Annotated in this window: 14 protein-coding genes; all 14 read right to left on the bottom strand. The window is 40.1% G+C overall.

Annotated elements, in window-relative coordinates; all coding sequences use genetic code 11:
• Positions 1-2: 2 nt before the first annotated feature.
• The 14 genes from fliG to bioB all read right to left on the bottom strand — a co-directional run bounded on the left by fliG (position 3) and on the right by bioB (position 15,635).
• Positions 3-1,022 (bottom strand): flagellar motor switch protein FliG, encoded by a 1,020-nt coding sequence (gene fliG, locus Q0A08_RS11245; RefSeq protein ID WP_438467290.1) that lies wholly within the window; start codon positions 1,020-1,022, stop codon positions 3-5.
• A complete protein-coding gene (gene fliF, locus Q0A08_RS11250; protein ID WP_438467292.1) occupies positions 1,023-2,678 on the bottom strand; it encodes a flagellar basal-body MS-ring/collar protein FliF in 1,656 nt (551 codons plus the stop codon).
• A gap of 30 nt (positions 2,679-2,708) precedes the next feature.
• Positions 2,709-3,068: a flagellar hook-basal body complex protein FliE gene (gene fliE / locus Q0A08_RS11255; RefSeq protein ID WP_438467294.1), complete on the bottom strand. Its 360-nt coding sequence runs from the start codon at positions 3,066-3,068 to the stop codon at positions 2,709-2,711.
• A 68-nt stretch (positions 3,069-3,136) separates the two neighbouring features.
• On the bottom strand, positions 3,137-4,483 hold the full coding sequence (locus Q0A08_RS11260) for a sigma-54-dependent transcriptional regulator (protein ID WP_438467296.1): 1,347 nt from the start codon (positions 4,481-4,483) through the stop codon (positions 3,137-3,139).
• 1 nt (position 4,484) lies between these two features.
• Complete coding sequence (locus Q0A08_RS11265) at positions 4,485-5,636, bottom strand: sensor histidine kinase (protein ID WP_438467298.1); 1,152 nt, start codon at positions 5,634-5,636, stop codon at positions 4,485-4,487.
• Entirely contained in the window at positions 5,636-6,106 is a 471-nt protein-coding gene (locus Q0A08_RS11270; RefSeq protein WP_438467300.1) for a helix-turn-helix domain-containing protein, read from the bottom strand. The genes Q0A08_RS11265 and Q0A08_RS11270 overlap by 1 nt, the downstream gene beginning before the upstream one ends.
• A gap of 19 nt (positions 6,107-6,125) precedes the next feature.
• Positions 6,126-7,808 (bottom strand): two-component system response regulator, encoded by a 1,683-nt coding sequence (locus tag Q0A08_RS11275; protein WP_438467302.1) that lies wholly within the window; start codon positions 7,806-7,808, stop codon positions 6,126-6,128.
• Between the two features lie 8 nt (positions 7,809-7,816).
• Entirely contained in the window at positions 7,817-8,176 is a 360-nt protein-coding gene (locus Q0A08_RS11280) for a response regulator (RefSeq protein WP_438467304.1), read from the bottom strand.
• A 2-nt stretch (positions 8,177-8,178) separates the two neighbouring features.
• Positions 8,179-10,914 carry a response regulator gene (locus tag Q0A08_RS11285; RefSeq protein WP_438467306.1) on the bottom strand — a complete coding sequence of 912 codons (2,736 nt, stop codon included), beginning with the start codon at positions 10,912-10,914 and terminating at the stop codon, positions 8,179-8,181.
• Positions 10,915-11,111: 197 nt separating this feature from the next.
• On the bottom strand, positions 11,112-11,792 hold the full coding sequence (gene bioD / locus Q0A08_RS11290) for a dethiobiotin synthase (protein WP_438467308.1): 681 nt from the start codon (positions 11,790-11,792) through the stop codon (positions 11,112-11,114).
• A gap of 11 nt (positions 11,793-11,803) precedes the next feature.
• Positions 11,804-12,589: a methyltransferase domain-containing protein gene (locus Q0A08_RS11295; protein WP_438467310.1), complete on the bottom strand. Its 786-nt coding sequence runs from the start codon at positions 12,587-12,589 to the stop codon at positions 11,804-11,806.
• Positions 12,579-13,376, bottom strand: coding sequence for an alpha/beta fold hydrolase (locus Q0A08_RS11300; RefSeq protein WP_438467312.1), 798 nt, complete (start codon positions 13,374-13,376; stop codon positions 12,579-12,581). Before Q0A08_RS11300 ends, Q0A08_RS11295 begins: the two co-directional genes overlap by 11 nt.
• Before the next feature lie 6 nt (positions 13,377-13,382).
• The gene (gene bioF, locus Q0A08_RS11305) at positions 13,383-14,570 is read right to left on the bottom strand and encodes an 8-amino-7-oxononanoate synthase (RefSeq protein WP_438467313.1); all 1,188 of its coding nucleotides are present in this window, start codon (positions 14,568-14,570) and stop codon (positions 13,383-13,385) included.
• A 9-nt stretch (positions 14,571-14,579) separates the two neighbouring features.
• Positions 14,580-15,635 (bottom strand): biotin synthase BioB, encoded by a 1,056-nt coding sequence (bioB, locus tag Q0A08_RS11310; RefSeq protein ID WP_438467315.1) that lies wholly within the window; start codon positions 15,633-15,635, stop codon positions 14,580-14,582.
• Positions 15,636-15,697: the final 62 nt, after the last annotated feature.

A 15,697-nucleotide genomic window follows, 5' to 3' on the forward strand; every position in this document is an offset into this window, starting at 1 on the left:
GGTTAAACCATCTGCTCACCACCACCGCCTAACATAATCTCACCAGCGTCGGCAAGTCGTCTAGCAATGGCAAGAATTTCTTTTTGTGCAACTTCAACTTCACTAACTCGAACAGGCCCTTTAGCCTCCAAGTCATCTTTAAGCATATCTGCTGCACGAGAAGACATGTTCTTATATATCTTCTCTTGCATATCTGGGTCAGCCCCTTTCAAAGCTAAAATGAGCGTTTCAGATTCAACCTCACGTAAGATTGCTTGAATACCTCTGTCATCTACATCAATAAGATTATCAAAGACAAACATCATATCTTGAATGGTGTTCGCAAGATCCTCATCAACATCACGGATAGATTCCATCAAGTCAGCCTCAACAGAACTATCAATAAAGTTCATGATATTAGCAGCGGTTCTCACACCACCAATAGAAGTAGATTGCGAACCTTGACTACCAGAGAACTGACGTTCAAGTATTGAGTTAAGCTCTTGCAAAGCAGCTGGCTGAACCGTTTCTAATGACGCAACACGCAATACGATATCTAACCTTACTCGCTCATCAAAGTTAGATAAAATATCCGCCGCTTGGTCTGAATCTAAATAAGAGATAACAATGGCTTGAATCTGAGGGTGCTCATAGCGGATAACATCCGCAACGGCTCTAGGCTCCATCCACTTCAAGGTATCTAAACCTGTGGTATTACCGCCCAATAGAATACGGTCAATAAGACTACCAGCTTTCTCTTCACCCAAGGCTTCTTTTAGCATATTTCGAATATAGCCGTCGGCACCCAAGCCTAAACCAGTTTGATCACCAACCAAAACCAAAAAGTCATCTAAAACTTTTTCAACCTGGTGTCTTTGTACATTAGCTAACTGCGCCATGGATTGACCGATGCGTTGAACTTCTTTCGGGCCCATATGCTTAAGGATTTGAGCCGCATCCGACTCACCCAAAGACATTAATAGCACAGCTGCTTTCTGTAAAGATGATAGGTCGTCACCACCACCTTGTTCCGTATCACTCATCTAACCGTCCGTCACCCATTGTTTAACCACTTGTGCCACTCGCTCAGGCTCTTCTGCTATTAGGCCACGAATCGCATTAAGCTGTCTTTCAATTTTCTCAGGTGAACCTGGCACCATAATATCTTCTGCACTAACAAGTGAGACTTGATCATCTGAAATTTCATCTGTTTCATCAGCAAATATCGATGCTTCCGCATCTTCTGCAACAGCAATTTTATTCTGCTCGCCCAAGGCTTTAAGTATTGGCCTTACCACTACCATAAGAAGAATAAGTACAAAAAAGCCAACCAGCGTAGGCTGGATCAAACTAATAAACCAAGCTTGCTGATAAAAAGGAACTTCTTCTGGTTCAGGTAATGGTTCTGGCACAGCAAAAGGAGAGTTAATAACACTGACACTATCTCCTCGGCCAGAGTTATAGCCTACGGCATCACGGACTAAGAGTGTAAGACGACTTAATTCATCATCACTCCAAGGCGTCCTAACTAGTTCAGATGTTTCTGGATCAATACTGACAAGGTCATCTACCACTACAGCGACTGAGAGACGCCTGATCGTTCCTTGTTGTCTTCTGGTATAGCTAATACTTCTATCTAATTCAAAATTACGAGTAGTTTCTTGGCGCGACTCACCGTTACTCCCCGTAGTAGCGCCAGCACTATTAGCCACTTCTGGCGCAGTGATAGCACCTGGTGGCTGGTTTGTTAAAGACCCAGGAATACCTGAGTTGGTTGTACCATTGCGGCTTTCATTCAGGGTTTGCTCACTTCGCAAAGCCAATAAATCAGGGTTATATTGTTCGTCTGTTTGCTCAACCGAAGTAAAGTCCACATCTGTAGAAACTTCTGCCTTAAACCTTTCAGCGCCCACAACAGGCTCTAATATATTATTCACCCGGCTAAGCAGAACATCTTCCACTTTACGAGTGTATTCGAACTGTTTACCTGCAACAGAAAGCTCCGAGCTAGTTTCTTTCTCGCTCAGTAAGGTGCCTCTTTGATCAACAACCGTCACACTTTTAGCATTTAGTTGAGAAATACTGGACGAAACCAAATTTACAATCGCTTCGACCTGACTTCTATCAAGACGGCGACCTGGGTACATTTCTAAGAAAACGGATGCAGAAGGTTTACGTGTATCTCTTACAAATACTGATTCTTTCGGAATCGCCAGATGCACTCGTGCCGCTTTAATACTCTGTAAACTAGATATCGTTCGACTCAACTCTCCTTCAAGACCCCGTCGATAACGAGTGCCTTCAACAAATTGAGAGGTACCAAGACCCTGCTCTTGATCCATGATTTCCATACCAACAACAGTATCATTCACGATACCTGAGCCAGCGAGTTTTAATCTAGCTTGATGGTAATAATCAGATTCAACTAATAAGGCGCCGGTATTTTCATCCAGCTTGAAGGGAATATTGTTGATACTTAAAACTTCAACAATTTGATCTGCGTTGTAATCAGTTATGCTGCTTAATACAGGTTTATATTCGGGACCGTCTGTCCATAAAATCGCAGCTAAGCCAATTGCTATAGACGCAGCTAAACCGACCATCAAAGCTAACTGTCTAATAACAGTAAGTTTATTGAAGCCGGTTAATAACTCTACATAGAGTTTTTGGTCAGACTGTTGTACTGGAACATTATCCATTTAGGATCGCCAAAATTTTATACATCACACCTAAATTGGCATATTCATAATTTTTTCATATGCATCTACAAGTTTGTTTCTTACTTGAGTCATAGCCTCAAAAGAGACACTCGATTTTTGCAAACCTATCATCACTTGAGGTAGATCTACGTTTTCATCGCCTCTCTCATAGGCTTGTGCCATTGATTTCGCATCTTGCTGTAAGTCATTGACGTTATCAACGGCATCTTTCAACATTTGTGCAAAATCTGCCCGCTCAATTGTCCCATCCCCTTCAACTTTCTGAGTTTCAGAAAGCGGAGTAGGAGCAACACCAGGCTGCTGCACTTGTGTCTTCATCTCTCTCATTTGAGATAAAACTTGATTTATGTCTGGTCTATTGCTGACCATTTTAATCACCTACGAATTCGTTATCCAATCTAGCTTAGCATAATGCAACCCAAAACAAGATAGATAAATCAATCAACTTCTAAGCCACACTCACGCATTTTAGCTATTTTATAGCGTAAAGTTCGAGGACTAATACCTAATTTCTCAGCCACATCCTTGCGCTTTCCATTTGCATCAATCAAAGCTTGAGCAATAATTCTAAACTCATGCTGCTGCACACCTTGCCCTAAAATAGAAGCGGCGTTATCACTTTCTTCCTCATCTTCCTCAGGTTCAACCATGACAGACATCATATCAAACGCGATATGAGTGTCCTGAATAACGCCATTGGGACTGAGAATTAAGGCCCTTTGAATCACATTTTCTAATTCTCGTATATTTCCAGGCCAAGGGTGAGATTCTAATTGGCTCTGAGCAGATGGCGTTAACGAGCTACTGCTGAGTCGCATCTTTTCCGTGTACTTAGTTAGCAAGCTTTGTGCAATTGGAATAATATCGCCTTTACGCTCACGAATCGGTAACCATCTCAATGGGAAGACATTAAGCCTGTAATATAAATCTTCTCTAAATCCACCATTACGAACATAGTCTGCTAAATCTCTATTTGTGGTAGCAATAATACGCACATTAAGAGGTATCGGCTTCTTTCCACCTAGCCTTTCAACCTCTTGCTCTTGTAAAACACGCAAAAGCTTGGCCTGCAAACCCACATCCATTTCAGAGATTTCATCTAATAAGAGAGTGCCACCATTTGCTTGTTCGAACTTACCTGCTTGAGAAGAAATTGCCCCTGTATATGCGCCTTTCTCATAACCAAACAAGATAGCTTCCAGCATATTTTCAGGGATCGCAGCACAGTTAATAGCAACAAATGGACCTTGATGGCGGTCTGAATGTTGATGAATATAGTTAGCAAGCACTTCTTTACCTGTGCCACTTTCACCACTAATAAGGACTGTTGAGTCTGTTGCAGCAACACGCTTTGCAAGTTCAAGTAACTCTAGACTTGCCTTATCCTTAACTACAGGACCACTATCCTCCGATTGAGAATGGTGTCTTGCATGCTTAGCAATTGTGCTAAGTAATTCATCAGCTTGGAAAGGTTTTAATAAGTAATCCACTGCGCCTTCACGCATAGCATCAACAGCATGGGCAATGTCACCAAACGCTGTCATCAACATAATAGGGAGATCAGGGTATTTTTCGATCACATGAGAAAGTAAACCATAGCCATCCATGCCTGGTAAGTTGACATCTGACACAACCATATCAAAAGCCTGATTGCGTAATGCCAATACCGCATCTTCTGCGCTATAAGCTAAAACACAATGATAATTTGCCAACATCAGGGTGTCTTCAAGCGCTTCTGCAAGCTCTTTATCATCTTCAACTATCAATAAATTCACTTCAGACATACTAACCCTTAATTATTGGTATGAGCACTTGTGCTCGAGTACCATGATTCTTCACACTGCGTAATTCTAATAATCCATGATGAGCTCTAGCAACGGCCTTTACGACCATTAAACCTAGGCCTGTACCATGTTGTTTTGTCGTAATAAAGCCTTCATGCACCTTGTCTAATTCATCATTAGTCATTCCCGGCCCAAAATCAATATAAGTGATGCTCAAATGGTCATTTTGTAAGTCCATTTCTAGCTTTATTTTAGGATTTGTTTCTTGTGCATCAATTCCGTTATTCAATAAATTCAATAAGGCCCCTGTTAAAGTATCCTTATTACACTGAAAAATAACGGTATTGGTAATTAAGTTTTCGACTTCTAACCTTGCCTTTTTTTGCTCACATATATCTTGAGACAAACTTGCTAACTCGTCAAAAAACTCGTCTGAGTTTAGCTTTTGATCAAGCCTGATATCACTTTTCGAAAATATCAGCATATCTCGAATTTGACGCTCAATATTCTCTAGTCGCCCCATCAATTTTGTAGAAAATTTATCTCGCATTGGCAAAGAGAGTTCAGGGTTTTGTAAATGGCCAGCATATAAAGTTGCACTTGCTAAAGGTGTTCTGATTTGATGAGCAAGTGCTGCTACCATTTTCCCCATATTTGAAAGCCTTTCATGATGAGACAGCTGTTGTTGTAATTTAAAGGTTTCGGTCAGATCTATTAAAATAATAAGTTGTCCTGGCACATTACCTAAGGATGAGGTTTCAACTCTCACTCTTCGCCCTGACACCATAGTTACTTCATGGCCATCATCTTTTTGTGGCGCAAAGCTTTTCGGCACGATAGCACCCCATGGATTACCCACCAATTCAACATCAAATAGGTTAATGGCTACTTTATTTGCCATTATGACTAAACCATTCGAGTTAAGCATGAGTACACCAACAGGCATGGACTGAAATAATTGCTGAAACTGAGCTAGCAGCATTTCATTTTTACGTACTTCATCTTGTTTTTCTTGCTCTGACTGAGCAAGTTTTTGGGCAAGTTCAGCAACTTGGTTCTGTAGCTCATTATAGGAATTAGCTAAAATTTGGGAGGTTTGCGTAAATTCTTCGAATGCAGCCTTTAACGCCCTAATTTCTTCATCCTTTGTCACTAGAACTCCGATTTATCAATTTTATAACGACGCATCTTCTCAATTAGCGTCGTTCTTTGAATTTGTAAGCTAGCTGCAGCCTTTGAGACAACCCCCCTCGAAGAAACAAGTGCTTGTCGAATCAACAAAGATTCAAGGTGTCTAACATGTAGATTAAGGTCGAGTGCATGACGTCTTGGTAGCTTTCGTGATGCGTCTATCTCTTTCAAAACTTTTTGCAAAGTCTCTTGTCGCCAAGGCAGGGGACTATACCAATAAAGCCCAGAGGTATATACCTTAAATGCTTGATTTAACGAAATAATCGGCACTTCAACTTGGCTATTAACTGCACCAGCCAGAGATCCAACAACAATAAAGACTGGCGCTCTCATTGCCGTATCTGGGTCGTCGATTTCAATACCCAAATAATTCAGAATCGCTTCTACCTGCCATCTTTCTTCAAGACTTAAACCGTACAACCAGCAATTCAAATTAACTCCTTCGCGCTAATTATTGATTTTGTATTACATCGAAAAAATCATCCGCTGGCAAAGGCTTATAGAAGTAATAGCCTTGAATAAAGTCAACGTTTGATTGATTAACCAGCTTCACTTGCTCTTCGTCTTCAACCCCCTCAACCACAACTTCTAAGTTTAGATCGTGAGCAAGATTAACAACATGTTTAAATACACTACGGGATCTTTCATCCTGCACGAGATTATCAACGAACATCTTATCTATCTTGAGTTGATCTAAGGGTAATTCAAGTAAATAAGACAAAGAAGAGAAGCCTGTACCAAAATCATCTAAGGAAATCTTTAAACCTGTACTCTGCATTGCATTTAGCACAGTACGTGTACCCGATTCATCTTCGACCAACGCAGACTCAGTTAATTCAACCTTTAACATAGAGGTTGTTAAATTATGCTGTGCCAACAAGTCTGCGATATACCCAACTAACTCTGGTTGTGACACATGTTGCGCTGAAACATTCACACTAATAGGAAAAGACCAAGCGCCATCATATATTTTACGCCAATCTTCAATTTGCTTTGTCGCCTTGCGTATCACGCTTTTCCCTAGCTCCACTATCATTCCACTTTCTTCAGCGATTGGAATAAAGTGAAAAGGCGATATCATCCCTTTTTCTGGATGCAACCAACGTACCAACGCCTCAGCAGCACATACTTCACCTGTTTTAGCATGAACTTGAGGTTGATAGTGCAAAATAAGTTCATCATTCAATATTGCTTTACGCAAATCCGCTTCTAGCTTCAATTTATCAACCACAGATGAGCTCATAGCATCATCATAGAGAGACAAAGGCATAAATTGGTTCGTTTGCAAACGAGCCACATTCGCCTTATGGAGAATTTTTTCAATTCCCTGCTCTAGGCCAACCTCAACAGTCACCCCTACTTTTGCCTCTTCAGTAACACTGACACCATTCATATCTATATTAGTTTGCAGCAAATGAAGTAGCTCTTGCAGACGAGAGATAAGTCCATCTATTGACTCAAGCTGTAAAACAGCAAATACAAACCGACCCGGTGAAATGAAATAGAAAGTACCAAAGTCATTAAATTCTGCTTGCATGCGCTCAATTTGAATCTTGATATAAGCATCGGCACTTACTTTGCCTAAACTGGAAGCTAGCACCCCATACTTTTCAAAAAAGACTTCCACAAAAGCCACATCATCCTGTCCGTTTTTTTGCTCAAAGTCCGACAAGGTGGAAGCCTGTAGAAGGTAAGCCTCATTTAGTAAACCCGTTTGTGTATCGGTAAAAGTAAGCTCATTGATTTGAGCAAGAGAACGCGAACGTTTTTCTAAGGCAGACTTAACCCGAGCTTTCAAAATAATGGGATTAAAAGGCTTAGGTAAGTAATCTTCAGCACCTAATGAAATACCTTTAGCTATTTTTTCCAAATCATCAGCAGCCGAAATCATAATCACCGGCAAATGACTATATTCATCATTCAGGCGCATTTGTTCCAACACTTCAAATCCATCCATAATTGGCATCATCAGATCCAATAACACTAAGTCATATTGCTTTTGAGCAAGCATTTCTAATGCAATTTGACCGTTTTCCGCTTCATCGCAATCCTTGTAACCATCTCGCTTTAAACGTCGCTTTAAGGTATATCGATTATCTTCATAATCATCAACTATAAGAATTTTTACAGACATAATTACACCTATATAAGACTTTCAATTTTTTGAATCAGACGTTTAAGATCCACAGGCTTAGTATCAAAATCGTTTGCCCCTACCGCAACTGACTCATTCATGTAGGAATCCATTGCATGAGCTGACAAGACAATGATAGGAACATTTGTATTTGTCAGGCGTATCTGCTCAATCGCCTCAAAACCACTAATACCAGGTAAGGTTAAATCCATTAAGATAAGATCAGGCTTCACCTCATCAACTTTTAACACACCTTCTTCACCAGTATAAGCAACATGTATTTGATAGCCTTTTCGCTCCAGCCGGCGCTTGAGCATGTAAATATTATCTTCATTATCTTCGACATAAAGTATCTGTTTTGCCGTCATGATTAACTACCTAACAATCTCTTAATTTGATTAATCACTACTTCTTTGGAAATTTCATCTTCCAGCATAACCTTATCCACTCTTTGATCAAGCAAGCGCTTTCCTTCCTCATCTAGATCATTGGAAGTCATTGCCAATACAAAAATATTTGACCAGTTAGGGTCTTGTTCGATTTGCCCTAACAGAGAAAATGCATCACTTTGTGGCATCATGAGATCGACAACAATAAGATCAGGTTGCACTGTAGACATACTTGCCATCGCATCATCTGAGTTTTCAGCTTGATTAATATGCCAGCCTTCTTGTTCAAATACCTTAACTAGCCCAGATACATCATTTTCATGAGTGTTGATCATAAGAATATTTGCAGACTTGTTCTTAAGTTTAGATTTAAGCTTATCAGCTACCTGCACAATTGCATTTTCATTGATTGGCTTAACCAAATAATCATCAGCACCCAGTGCAACACCTTTCTTCCTTTCGTCATCTATAGACACCATAACAACAGGAATATGTGATAACTCAGTATTTGCTTTAAGTGCAGCTAAGGTATCCCAACCATTCATTCCAGGCATTTGAATATCTAGGGTAATGAGATCAGGCTTAAGCTCTAAAGCCATTTCTAGCGCTTCCTTTCCATCCTTAGTAAAGGAAAGCTCAAACCTTTCATCTGACAAGTATCTTGCCATCAAAGTATGCATATCAGAATCATCATCAACGACTAATACAGACGTGATAGCTTTTGCTTCATCATGACTCATTTGATTAGCTTGTGTCTGCTCATCATCAGTTAATTCTAGTGCAACTTTATCTTGAGCAAGTGGAATGGTTAAAGTAAAAACAGAACCTTTACCTTCTTCGCTCGTCACTAAAATATCGCCTCCCATCATACGAGCGAATTTACGGCTTATCGCTAAACCTAACCCTGTTCCCTGATGCTTCCTTACACTGGAGGAGTCAACTTGAACAAAGTCTTGAAATAAATTGTCACATTGCTCCTGATTCATCCCGATACCAGAATCAGAGACAGCTATATGGAGATTAGTTTCATCAGCAAAAGCAGATAACTTCACAGCGCCTTCATCAGTAAATTTCACCGCATTACTCATGAGATTTAACAAAATTTGCTTCAGGCGTGTCTGGTCATTAAAGTGGTCACCTAACCCTTCAAACTCACCAATCAAAGGAATCGATTTCTTATCCGACAAAGGCCTAATCGAAGCTAAAACGTCTTCTAACACCATACCAAGGTCAAATGTCTCTCGGTGAAGTTCCATTTTACCCGCTTCGATTTTTGAGATATCCAAAATGTCATTGATCAAATTCAACAAATGCTTAGCTGCCCTTAATACTCTATCCAAAGGCTCAACATAGTCTTCATCATCAAACTCCAACGCATCTTCGTGCATCATTTCTGACAAGCCAATAATTGCATTAAGAGGCGTTCTTAATTCATGACTCATTTTAGCCAAAAATTCAGACTTAACTTCATTTGCCTTGACCGCTTCAGCACGTGCATTTTCAGCTTCCTTTCTTTCTTGCTCGGCATCATCCCGACTCACTTCCGCCTCTTGTCGATGCACTTCAGCTTCATCACGACTTTGCTCAGCTAATAATTTTAACTCTTCCGCTTCAACTTTCTTCCGCTCTGCATCCTGCCTGTGCCTTTCAGCTTCATCATTTGCAAACAACAGTTTATTTTCACTTTGGTTAATCTGATTCTCTATACGCCCCAACAAGACATAAAAGAAAACAAACAACATGAGCGCAACAACAATGACAACAGCACCAGTAAGAGCAAGAGTAAACCTTAGGTCCTGCTTAACCTTAGTTGTGTCTTTACCAATCAAAAGGTGTGCAAAAATCTCTCCAGAAGCATTTGAAATAGGCACTATTCCAACATCAAAAATGCGTTTATTCACCGCTACGCCTGTCGAGTAATAAATTTCATTACCGACATTCGCATCGTAATAACCCTCTAATAAATTAGAAAATGCATTTTGATCCAATAAAGTATTATTCGTATTTACCGATAAAAACTTGCTAAATTGGTTATAAAGTAAATCTTTACTGTAAACACGATAGCGCCTTTTGACCGACTCAAGATCCAATCGATCTTTATTGACTAGCATGGACATATAAATATTCTGACCAAGCGCAAGTGTATTAGCTAACCTATCAAGCGGTTTATCCATAATTAAATAACCGTTTAAACGCTCTTCAACAACAACTGGCATCACAGCCCTTAAAAGCAGCTCGCCATTATCTAACAATACAAGGTCTACTGCAGGTTGCTGCTCTTCAACCGCCATCTGCACTACAGAGCTATTTACTTGAGAGATAGGCTGCTCATCCCACACTTCACCTAAAATCTTTAACTCTGGAGAAACATACATGATACGGCTGATACTGATAGAGTCTCTCGACGCTCTAAAAAGCTCTTGTAAATGCTCATCAATTAAACGGCTATCAGTTTCTCTCAAGCTTTTAAAACGGTCAGTAATCCAAAGCAAATTATGTAGCATCAACTTGCCTTGTTGTTGCGACACTTGATAAGTCTGCTCATCAAAGCGTGTAACCGCATTAATTAAATTATCTTCCTGATGTTTATCAGACAAATTAGATACAACCACATAAAAAGCAGTACACAAAACACTTAGAGCAATTGCGAGAGGAACTAGAACGGGGATTTTAACACGCGATAAATTCTTACTTTCTTGAGCAACCTTTACCGTCATAACTTAACCTTTTTTTGAACAATTAAATGACTATTGGCACCTAACTTTAAATCTACATAAGCTTCATAAATTTGCTTTTAATTACTAAAAACATGACAGGTAATTGCTTTATGACGTGATAGCAAAATGTCATAAGAGAAAAGATAGGCTTTATCTCTATATAAGTTAAGACTAAATAGTCACTAAAGTCACTTAATTTAGAGTTGGGACAAGATGTTATCAAACTCTGAATTTGAGTCTTCAACATTTTCATATCGAGCTAACTTAGCAAGTAAAGGTGCAGCAATTATGGAGTTTATAGCAGCAACATTCTCTTCATAATAGGGCATAGAGTCTCCCATATTTGCAACCCACCCAACTAAATTCAACCCATCTCTTTGAATCGCCTCTGCCGACAGAGTCGCATGATTAATACAGCCAAGCTTCATATTCACAACAAGTATAACGGGAAAATTTAGCGACTTAGCAAGGTCAGATAGCATTTCACGAGAGTTTAAAGGCACTCGCCATCCACCAGCCCCTTCTACCAGCGCAAAATCATGAGGCGTTAGCAACGATCCCTTAATAACCCCTTCCAACCTTCTTGCCGATATATTCACACCTTCACTTTCAGCCGCTAAATGAGGAGCAATCGCCTGTTTCAATAGCACTGGATTAATTTGCTCATAAGTCAGCTTCACATTGGTCTGAGCCATTAACGCCAGGGCATCATCATTACGCAAAACCCCATCAACCAATTCAGCACCTGCTGCAACAGGCTTTAGCCCCATAGTCGCAAGGCCTGCTCGCTTTGCAGCAGCCAGAATGCCCGCAGCAACAAAAGTTTTACCAGCATCAGTGTCTGTCGCAGTAATAAAAAAGCGTTTTTTAGCTGACATTTAATTCTCTCTTATATCTTTTTAAGGTGTAAATAAACAAGTTGATAGGTTAAAGGAATGCCTTTTTCTGTTCTTAGCTTTTCATACTCCCCCAGAAATGCTCGCCAAGCAGCCGGAGTAACAATTTGCCTTTCATCTTCTTCTACCAGCACACTCGCACCCACTTTTTTCAGTGAATCAATCGCATCTTTAGGTGAGTCAAACCACATAGTCATTGGCTCGCAAACGATCTGTTGGGGCACAAGTCCAGCACAACTAATTTGAGCAATCAGTTCATCATAGCTTGGGTAATGGTTTATATGGGTATGGCCATCTATTTGTAGCCAGCAATGGGCAATTTCAGGCATTGAGTCCTGTGATAAGGTAGAAACAAGAAAATCTCCGTTTGACTGCAAGACCCTTTCAACTTCACGCCCAATTGAATTAAGATTTTCACACCACTGAATAGAGAGACTCGAAAAAATAAAATCAAAACAGCCATTCTGAAAAGGCAAAGCCTCTGCATCTCCACAAACAACAAAGCTACTAGGTGACTTTTGCTGACTCTTTTGCAGCATATTTAGCGATAAATCTAAGCTAACTAGACGATGAGAAAAAGCACTCAAAAAATTGGCTGCATTCCCTGTACCGCAACCTAAATCTAAACTTAATTTAAAGTCACCTTCTGGACACATCCCTTTTAAGTTAGTCAATACATTATCTTGAAATTGAGAGAAGTCATCGTATGTCGAAGCCGCTTTATTAAAGGATTTTGCGACTTCTTGTTTATAGCAGGGAATGATGTTTTTAGTGGGCATTCAAAAAATTTTCTATATGTGGATATAACAGATTTAAATCTTCCAAAAACGGTTGATGTGCACACCCTTCAAGAACTTTATATTCAATAGGTACACATTCATTTTTGATAGTTTGTGGCCAAGTAGAGTTAACCAGTGCATCCTTTTCGCCTAAGATATGTAAACTTGGTACATCAAGAATCTCAAGCTCTCGCCTTACATCCAAATCTTTTAAAAGGCGTAACCCACCCTCTAAAGCTAAAGACATATACACACCAGGCTCAACCCAAGCGGCTAATTCTTTACGTATACGAGACGCATCTAAACCACCTTTGGTTTGCAAGGCAATAAAACGCTTTAACCCTAAAGCAGCATCACTTGCTATCAAGCTTTCAAAATTCTCAAAATCTTGCATAGGCATGGCAAGCTGCCAATCATCAGATTGCACAAATGCAGGGCTACTAGCGACTGTAATCAAGCCTTTGACACAACTTGCCCTGTGGGCAGCAACATAACTTGAAATCATTCCGCCTAAAGACCAACCTAGCCACCAAGCATCTTTAGGTGCCGCTGCGACTAACTGCTCTGTTAAAGCATCAATATCGTAGTTAGGGCCTATCACTGCATCTTGAATCAAGTCGGCATCCCTAGAGATACCCGGTAAATTAACTAATACAACGTAAAAATTAGCACTTAGTTTTTGCGCTAACGTATGTAAACACTCTTTTGGCATAGCCCAACCAGGAAGCATAAAAATTGCCTGATTATCTGGATTACCAAAACATTCTTGTTCTATTCGATAGCGCATATACCTTTATGTCCTTGTCGCCAATGCTAACGTCAAGCTATTAACCAAGTGTGAAATTTGATCAAAGCTATGCTGTGCAGAAAAAGTAATACGTAACCTAGCCCCTCCCTTTGGCACAGTCGGAGGACGAATTGCCGTACACCAAATACCGCTTGTCTTTAAAGATTCACTCAAACTTAGCGCCAACTCACTATCTCCAACTAAGATAGGCTGAATTGCTGTTTCTGATTCACACAATTCAATAGGTAGTGCGCTAACAGCTTGTCTGAAGTAGGCTATATTAGCAGCCAACTTTTGCCTAAGCATCAGACCTTCATCACTTTTTATTATATTTAGGCTTGCTCTTGTTGCACCGACAATAGCTGGTGACATAGCAGTAGTATAAATATAAGGTCGAGAGAATTGGGTAAGATAATCAGCAAAGTCGTGAGAACAAGCTACAAAAGCGCCAGCCGTTCCAAATGCTTTACCAAAAGTTCCTACTAAAAGGGGCACTTCATCTGGTGTTACGCCTTCTATCTCCATAGAGCCTCGACCAGTCTTACCACAACAAGCTAAGCCATGAGCATCATCAACCAGCAAAAGAGCACTATTTTGTTTACATAAAGAGGCCAATCCAGCTAAAGGAGCCCTATCACCATCCATGCTAAAAATACCATCCGTAGCCAGGATAGTAGATTTAGTTTGATCTTTAGTAAAACCTGATAAGATTTTTTGTGCTGACATCAAATCAGAGTGAAGGTATCGCCTCATTTTAGCCCCAGCAAGCTGAGCCCCATCAATGAGAGAAGCATGATTAAGTTTATCTTGCACTACAGCATTATCTTTACCAGCGAAAGCTGCAATGACACCTAAGTTTGCCATATAGCCAGTGCTAAAAAGCATCACTCTGTCATAACCTAGCCAATCAGCTAACTCTTCTTCAAGACTCTGATGTTCGCGGTTATGACCATTTACAAGATGAGAAGCACCACTACCAACACCGTAAGTCAGTGCTGATTCATGCATGGCTTTCACCATATTGGGGTGATTAGATAAACCTAGGTAATCATTAGAACAAAATGCCAGATAGGCATTTTTATCAATTTCTATGGAAGGTACCTGAGCACCTTCCATTATAACAGTATGACGAAATAAGGCCTGTTTTCTTCGCTCTTCTAAAGCTTCAAGCACCCAATCAGGACTAATCGACATAAATTCACTCTACTTGGCTGCATCGTAAAAAACTTTTGACTCTTGATGTGCTTGCACATCGGCCAAAAGCGCTTCTGTCTGCTCTTCATCAGAGTGTTCTTCACGGGTTTCTGTATTGATACCTAGCTTACTGAATAGTTGCATATCTTTATGCGCTTCAGGGTTAGGTGTTGTTAATAGTTTCTCACCATAGAAAATGGAGTTTGCACCCGCCATGAAACACAAAGTCTGCATCTGTTCATTCATGCCTTCACGCCCAGCAGATAAACGGACATGAGATTTAGGCATCAAAATACGCGCAATCGCGACAGTTCGAATAAATTCAAAATTGTCCAAGTCTTCAACATTCTCCATTGGCGTACCTTCTACTTTAACAAGCATATTGATTGGTACACTTTCTGGGTGAGGTTTCATTTCTGATAACTGGCGCAACAAGCTAATACGGTCATTTTGTTCTTCGCCCATACCCATGATACCGCCACAGCACAGTTTAATACCTGAATCACGTACACGATCCAAAGTATCTAAACGATCCTGATATGAGCGCGTAGTAATGATACTGTTATAAAATTCAGCCGAGGTATCTAGGTTATGATTGTAATAATCAAGACCCACTTCAGACAACATAGCAGCTTGCTTGTCATTCAAAGTTCCTAGAGTAACGCAAGACTCAAGACCTAGTTTCTTAACACCTTTAATCATTTCCAATACATATGGAAAATCTTTTTCAGAAGGGTGCTTCCAAGCAGCCCCCATACAAAAACGAGTCGCCCCTTTATCTTTGGCTAGGTTTGCTTCTTGCAATACCTTTTCTACTTCCATTAGCTTTTCTTTTTCAAGCTCAGTATTGTAGTGACCACTTTGAGGACAATATTTACAATCTTCAGGACACGCACCTGTTTTAATAGATAACAAGGTACTAACCTGTACTTCATTATGCTTGAAGTTCTGCCTATGAACAGTTTGCGCTTGAAATAAAAGATCCATAAAAGGAAGATCAAATAAGGCTTGCACCTCAGCATGAGTCCAATTATGTTTCGCTTCGAAAAGGTTTGTGGCAGACATGGTTTCCCCAAATAAATGATTGCAAGGATAGCAATACTAATGGACTGGTCATTTCTGTCAAC

It is taken from the genome of Marinomonas sp. PE14-40 (assembly GCF_051623805.1).
Taxonomy (GTDB): Bacteria; Pseudomonadota; Gammaproteobacteria; order Pseudomonadales; family Marinomonadaceae; genus Marinomonas.

Coding starts and splice junctions, on each gene's coding strand:
- bioF (WP_438467313.1), bottom strand. CDS start 14,570: ATGTCGATTAGTCCTGATTGGGTGCTTGAAGCTTTAGAAGAGCGAAGA.
- fliG (WP_438467290.1), bottom strand. CDS start 1,022: ATGAGTGATACGGAACAAGGTGGTGGTGACGACCTATCATCTTTACAG.
- fliF (WP_438467292.1), bottom strand. CDS start 2,678: ATGGATAATGTTCCAGTACAACAGTCTGACCAAAAACTCTATGTAGAG.
- Q0A08_RS11295 (WP_438467310.1), bottom strand. CDS start 12,589: ATGCCCACTAAAAACATCATTCCCTGCTATAAACAAGAAGTCGCAAAA.
- Q0A08_RS11285 (WP_438467306.1), bottom strand. CDS start 10,914: ATGACGGTAAAGGTTGCTCAAGAAAGTAAGAATTTATCGCGTGTTAAA.
- Q0A08_RS11260 (WP_438467296.1), bottom strand. CDS start 4,483: ATGTCTGAAGTGAATTTATTGATAGTTGAAGATGATAAAGAGCTTGCA.
- Q0A08_RS11275 (WP_438467302.1), bottom strand. CDS start 7,808: ATGTCTGTAAAAATTCTTATAGTTGATGATTATGAAGATAATCGATAT.
- bioB (WP_438467315.1), bottom strand. CDS start 15,635: ATGTCTGCCACAAACCTTTTCGAAGCGAAACATAATTGGACTCATGCT.
- Q0A08_RS11280 (WP_438467304.1), bottom strand. CDS start 8,176: ATGACGGCAAAACAGATACTTTATGTCGAAGATAATGAAGATAATATT.
- bioD (WP_438467308.1), bottom strand. CDS start 11,792: ATGTCAGCTAAAAAACGCTTTTTTATTACTGCGACAGACACTGATGCT.
- fliE (WP_438467294.1), bottom strand. CDS start 3,068: ATGGTCAGCAATAGACCAGACATAAATCAAGTTTTATCTCAAATGAGA.
- Q0A08_RS11300 (WP_438467312.1), bottom strand. CDS start 13,376: ATGCGCTATCGAATAGAACAAGAATGTTTTGGTAATCCAGATAATCAG.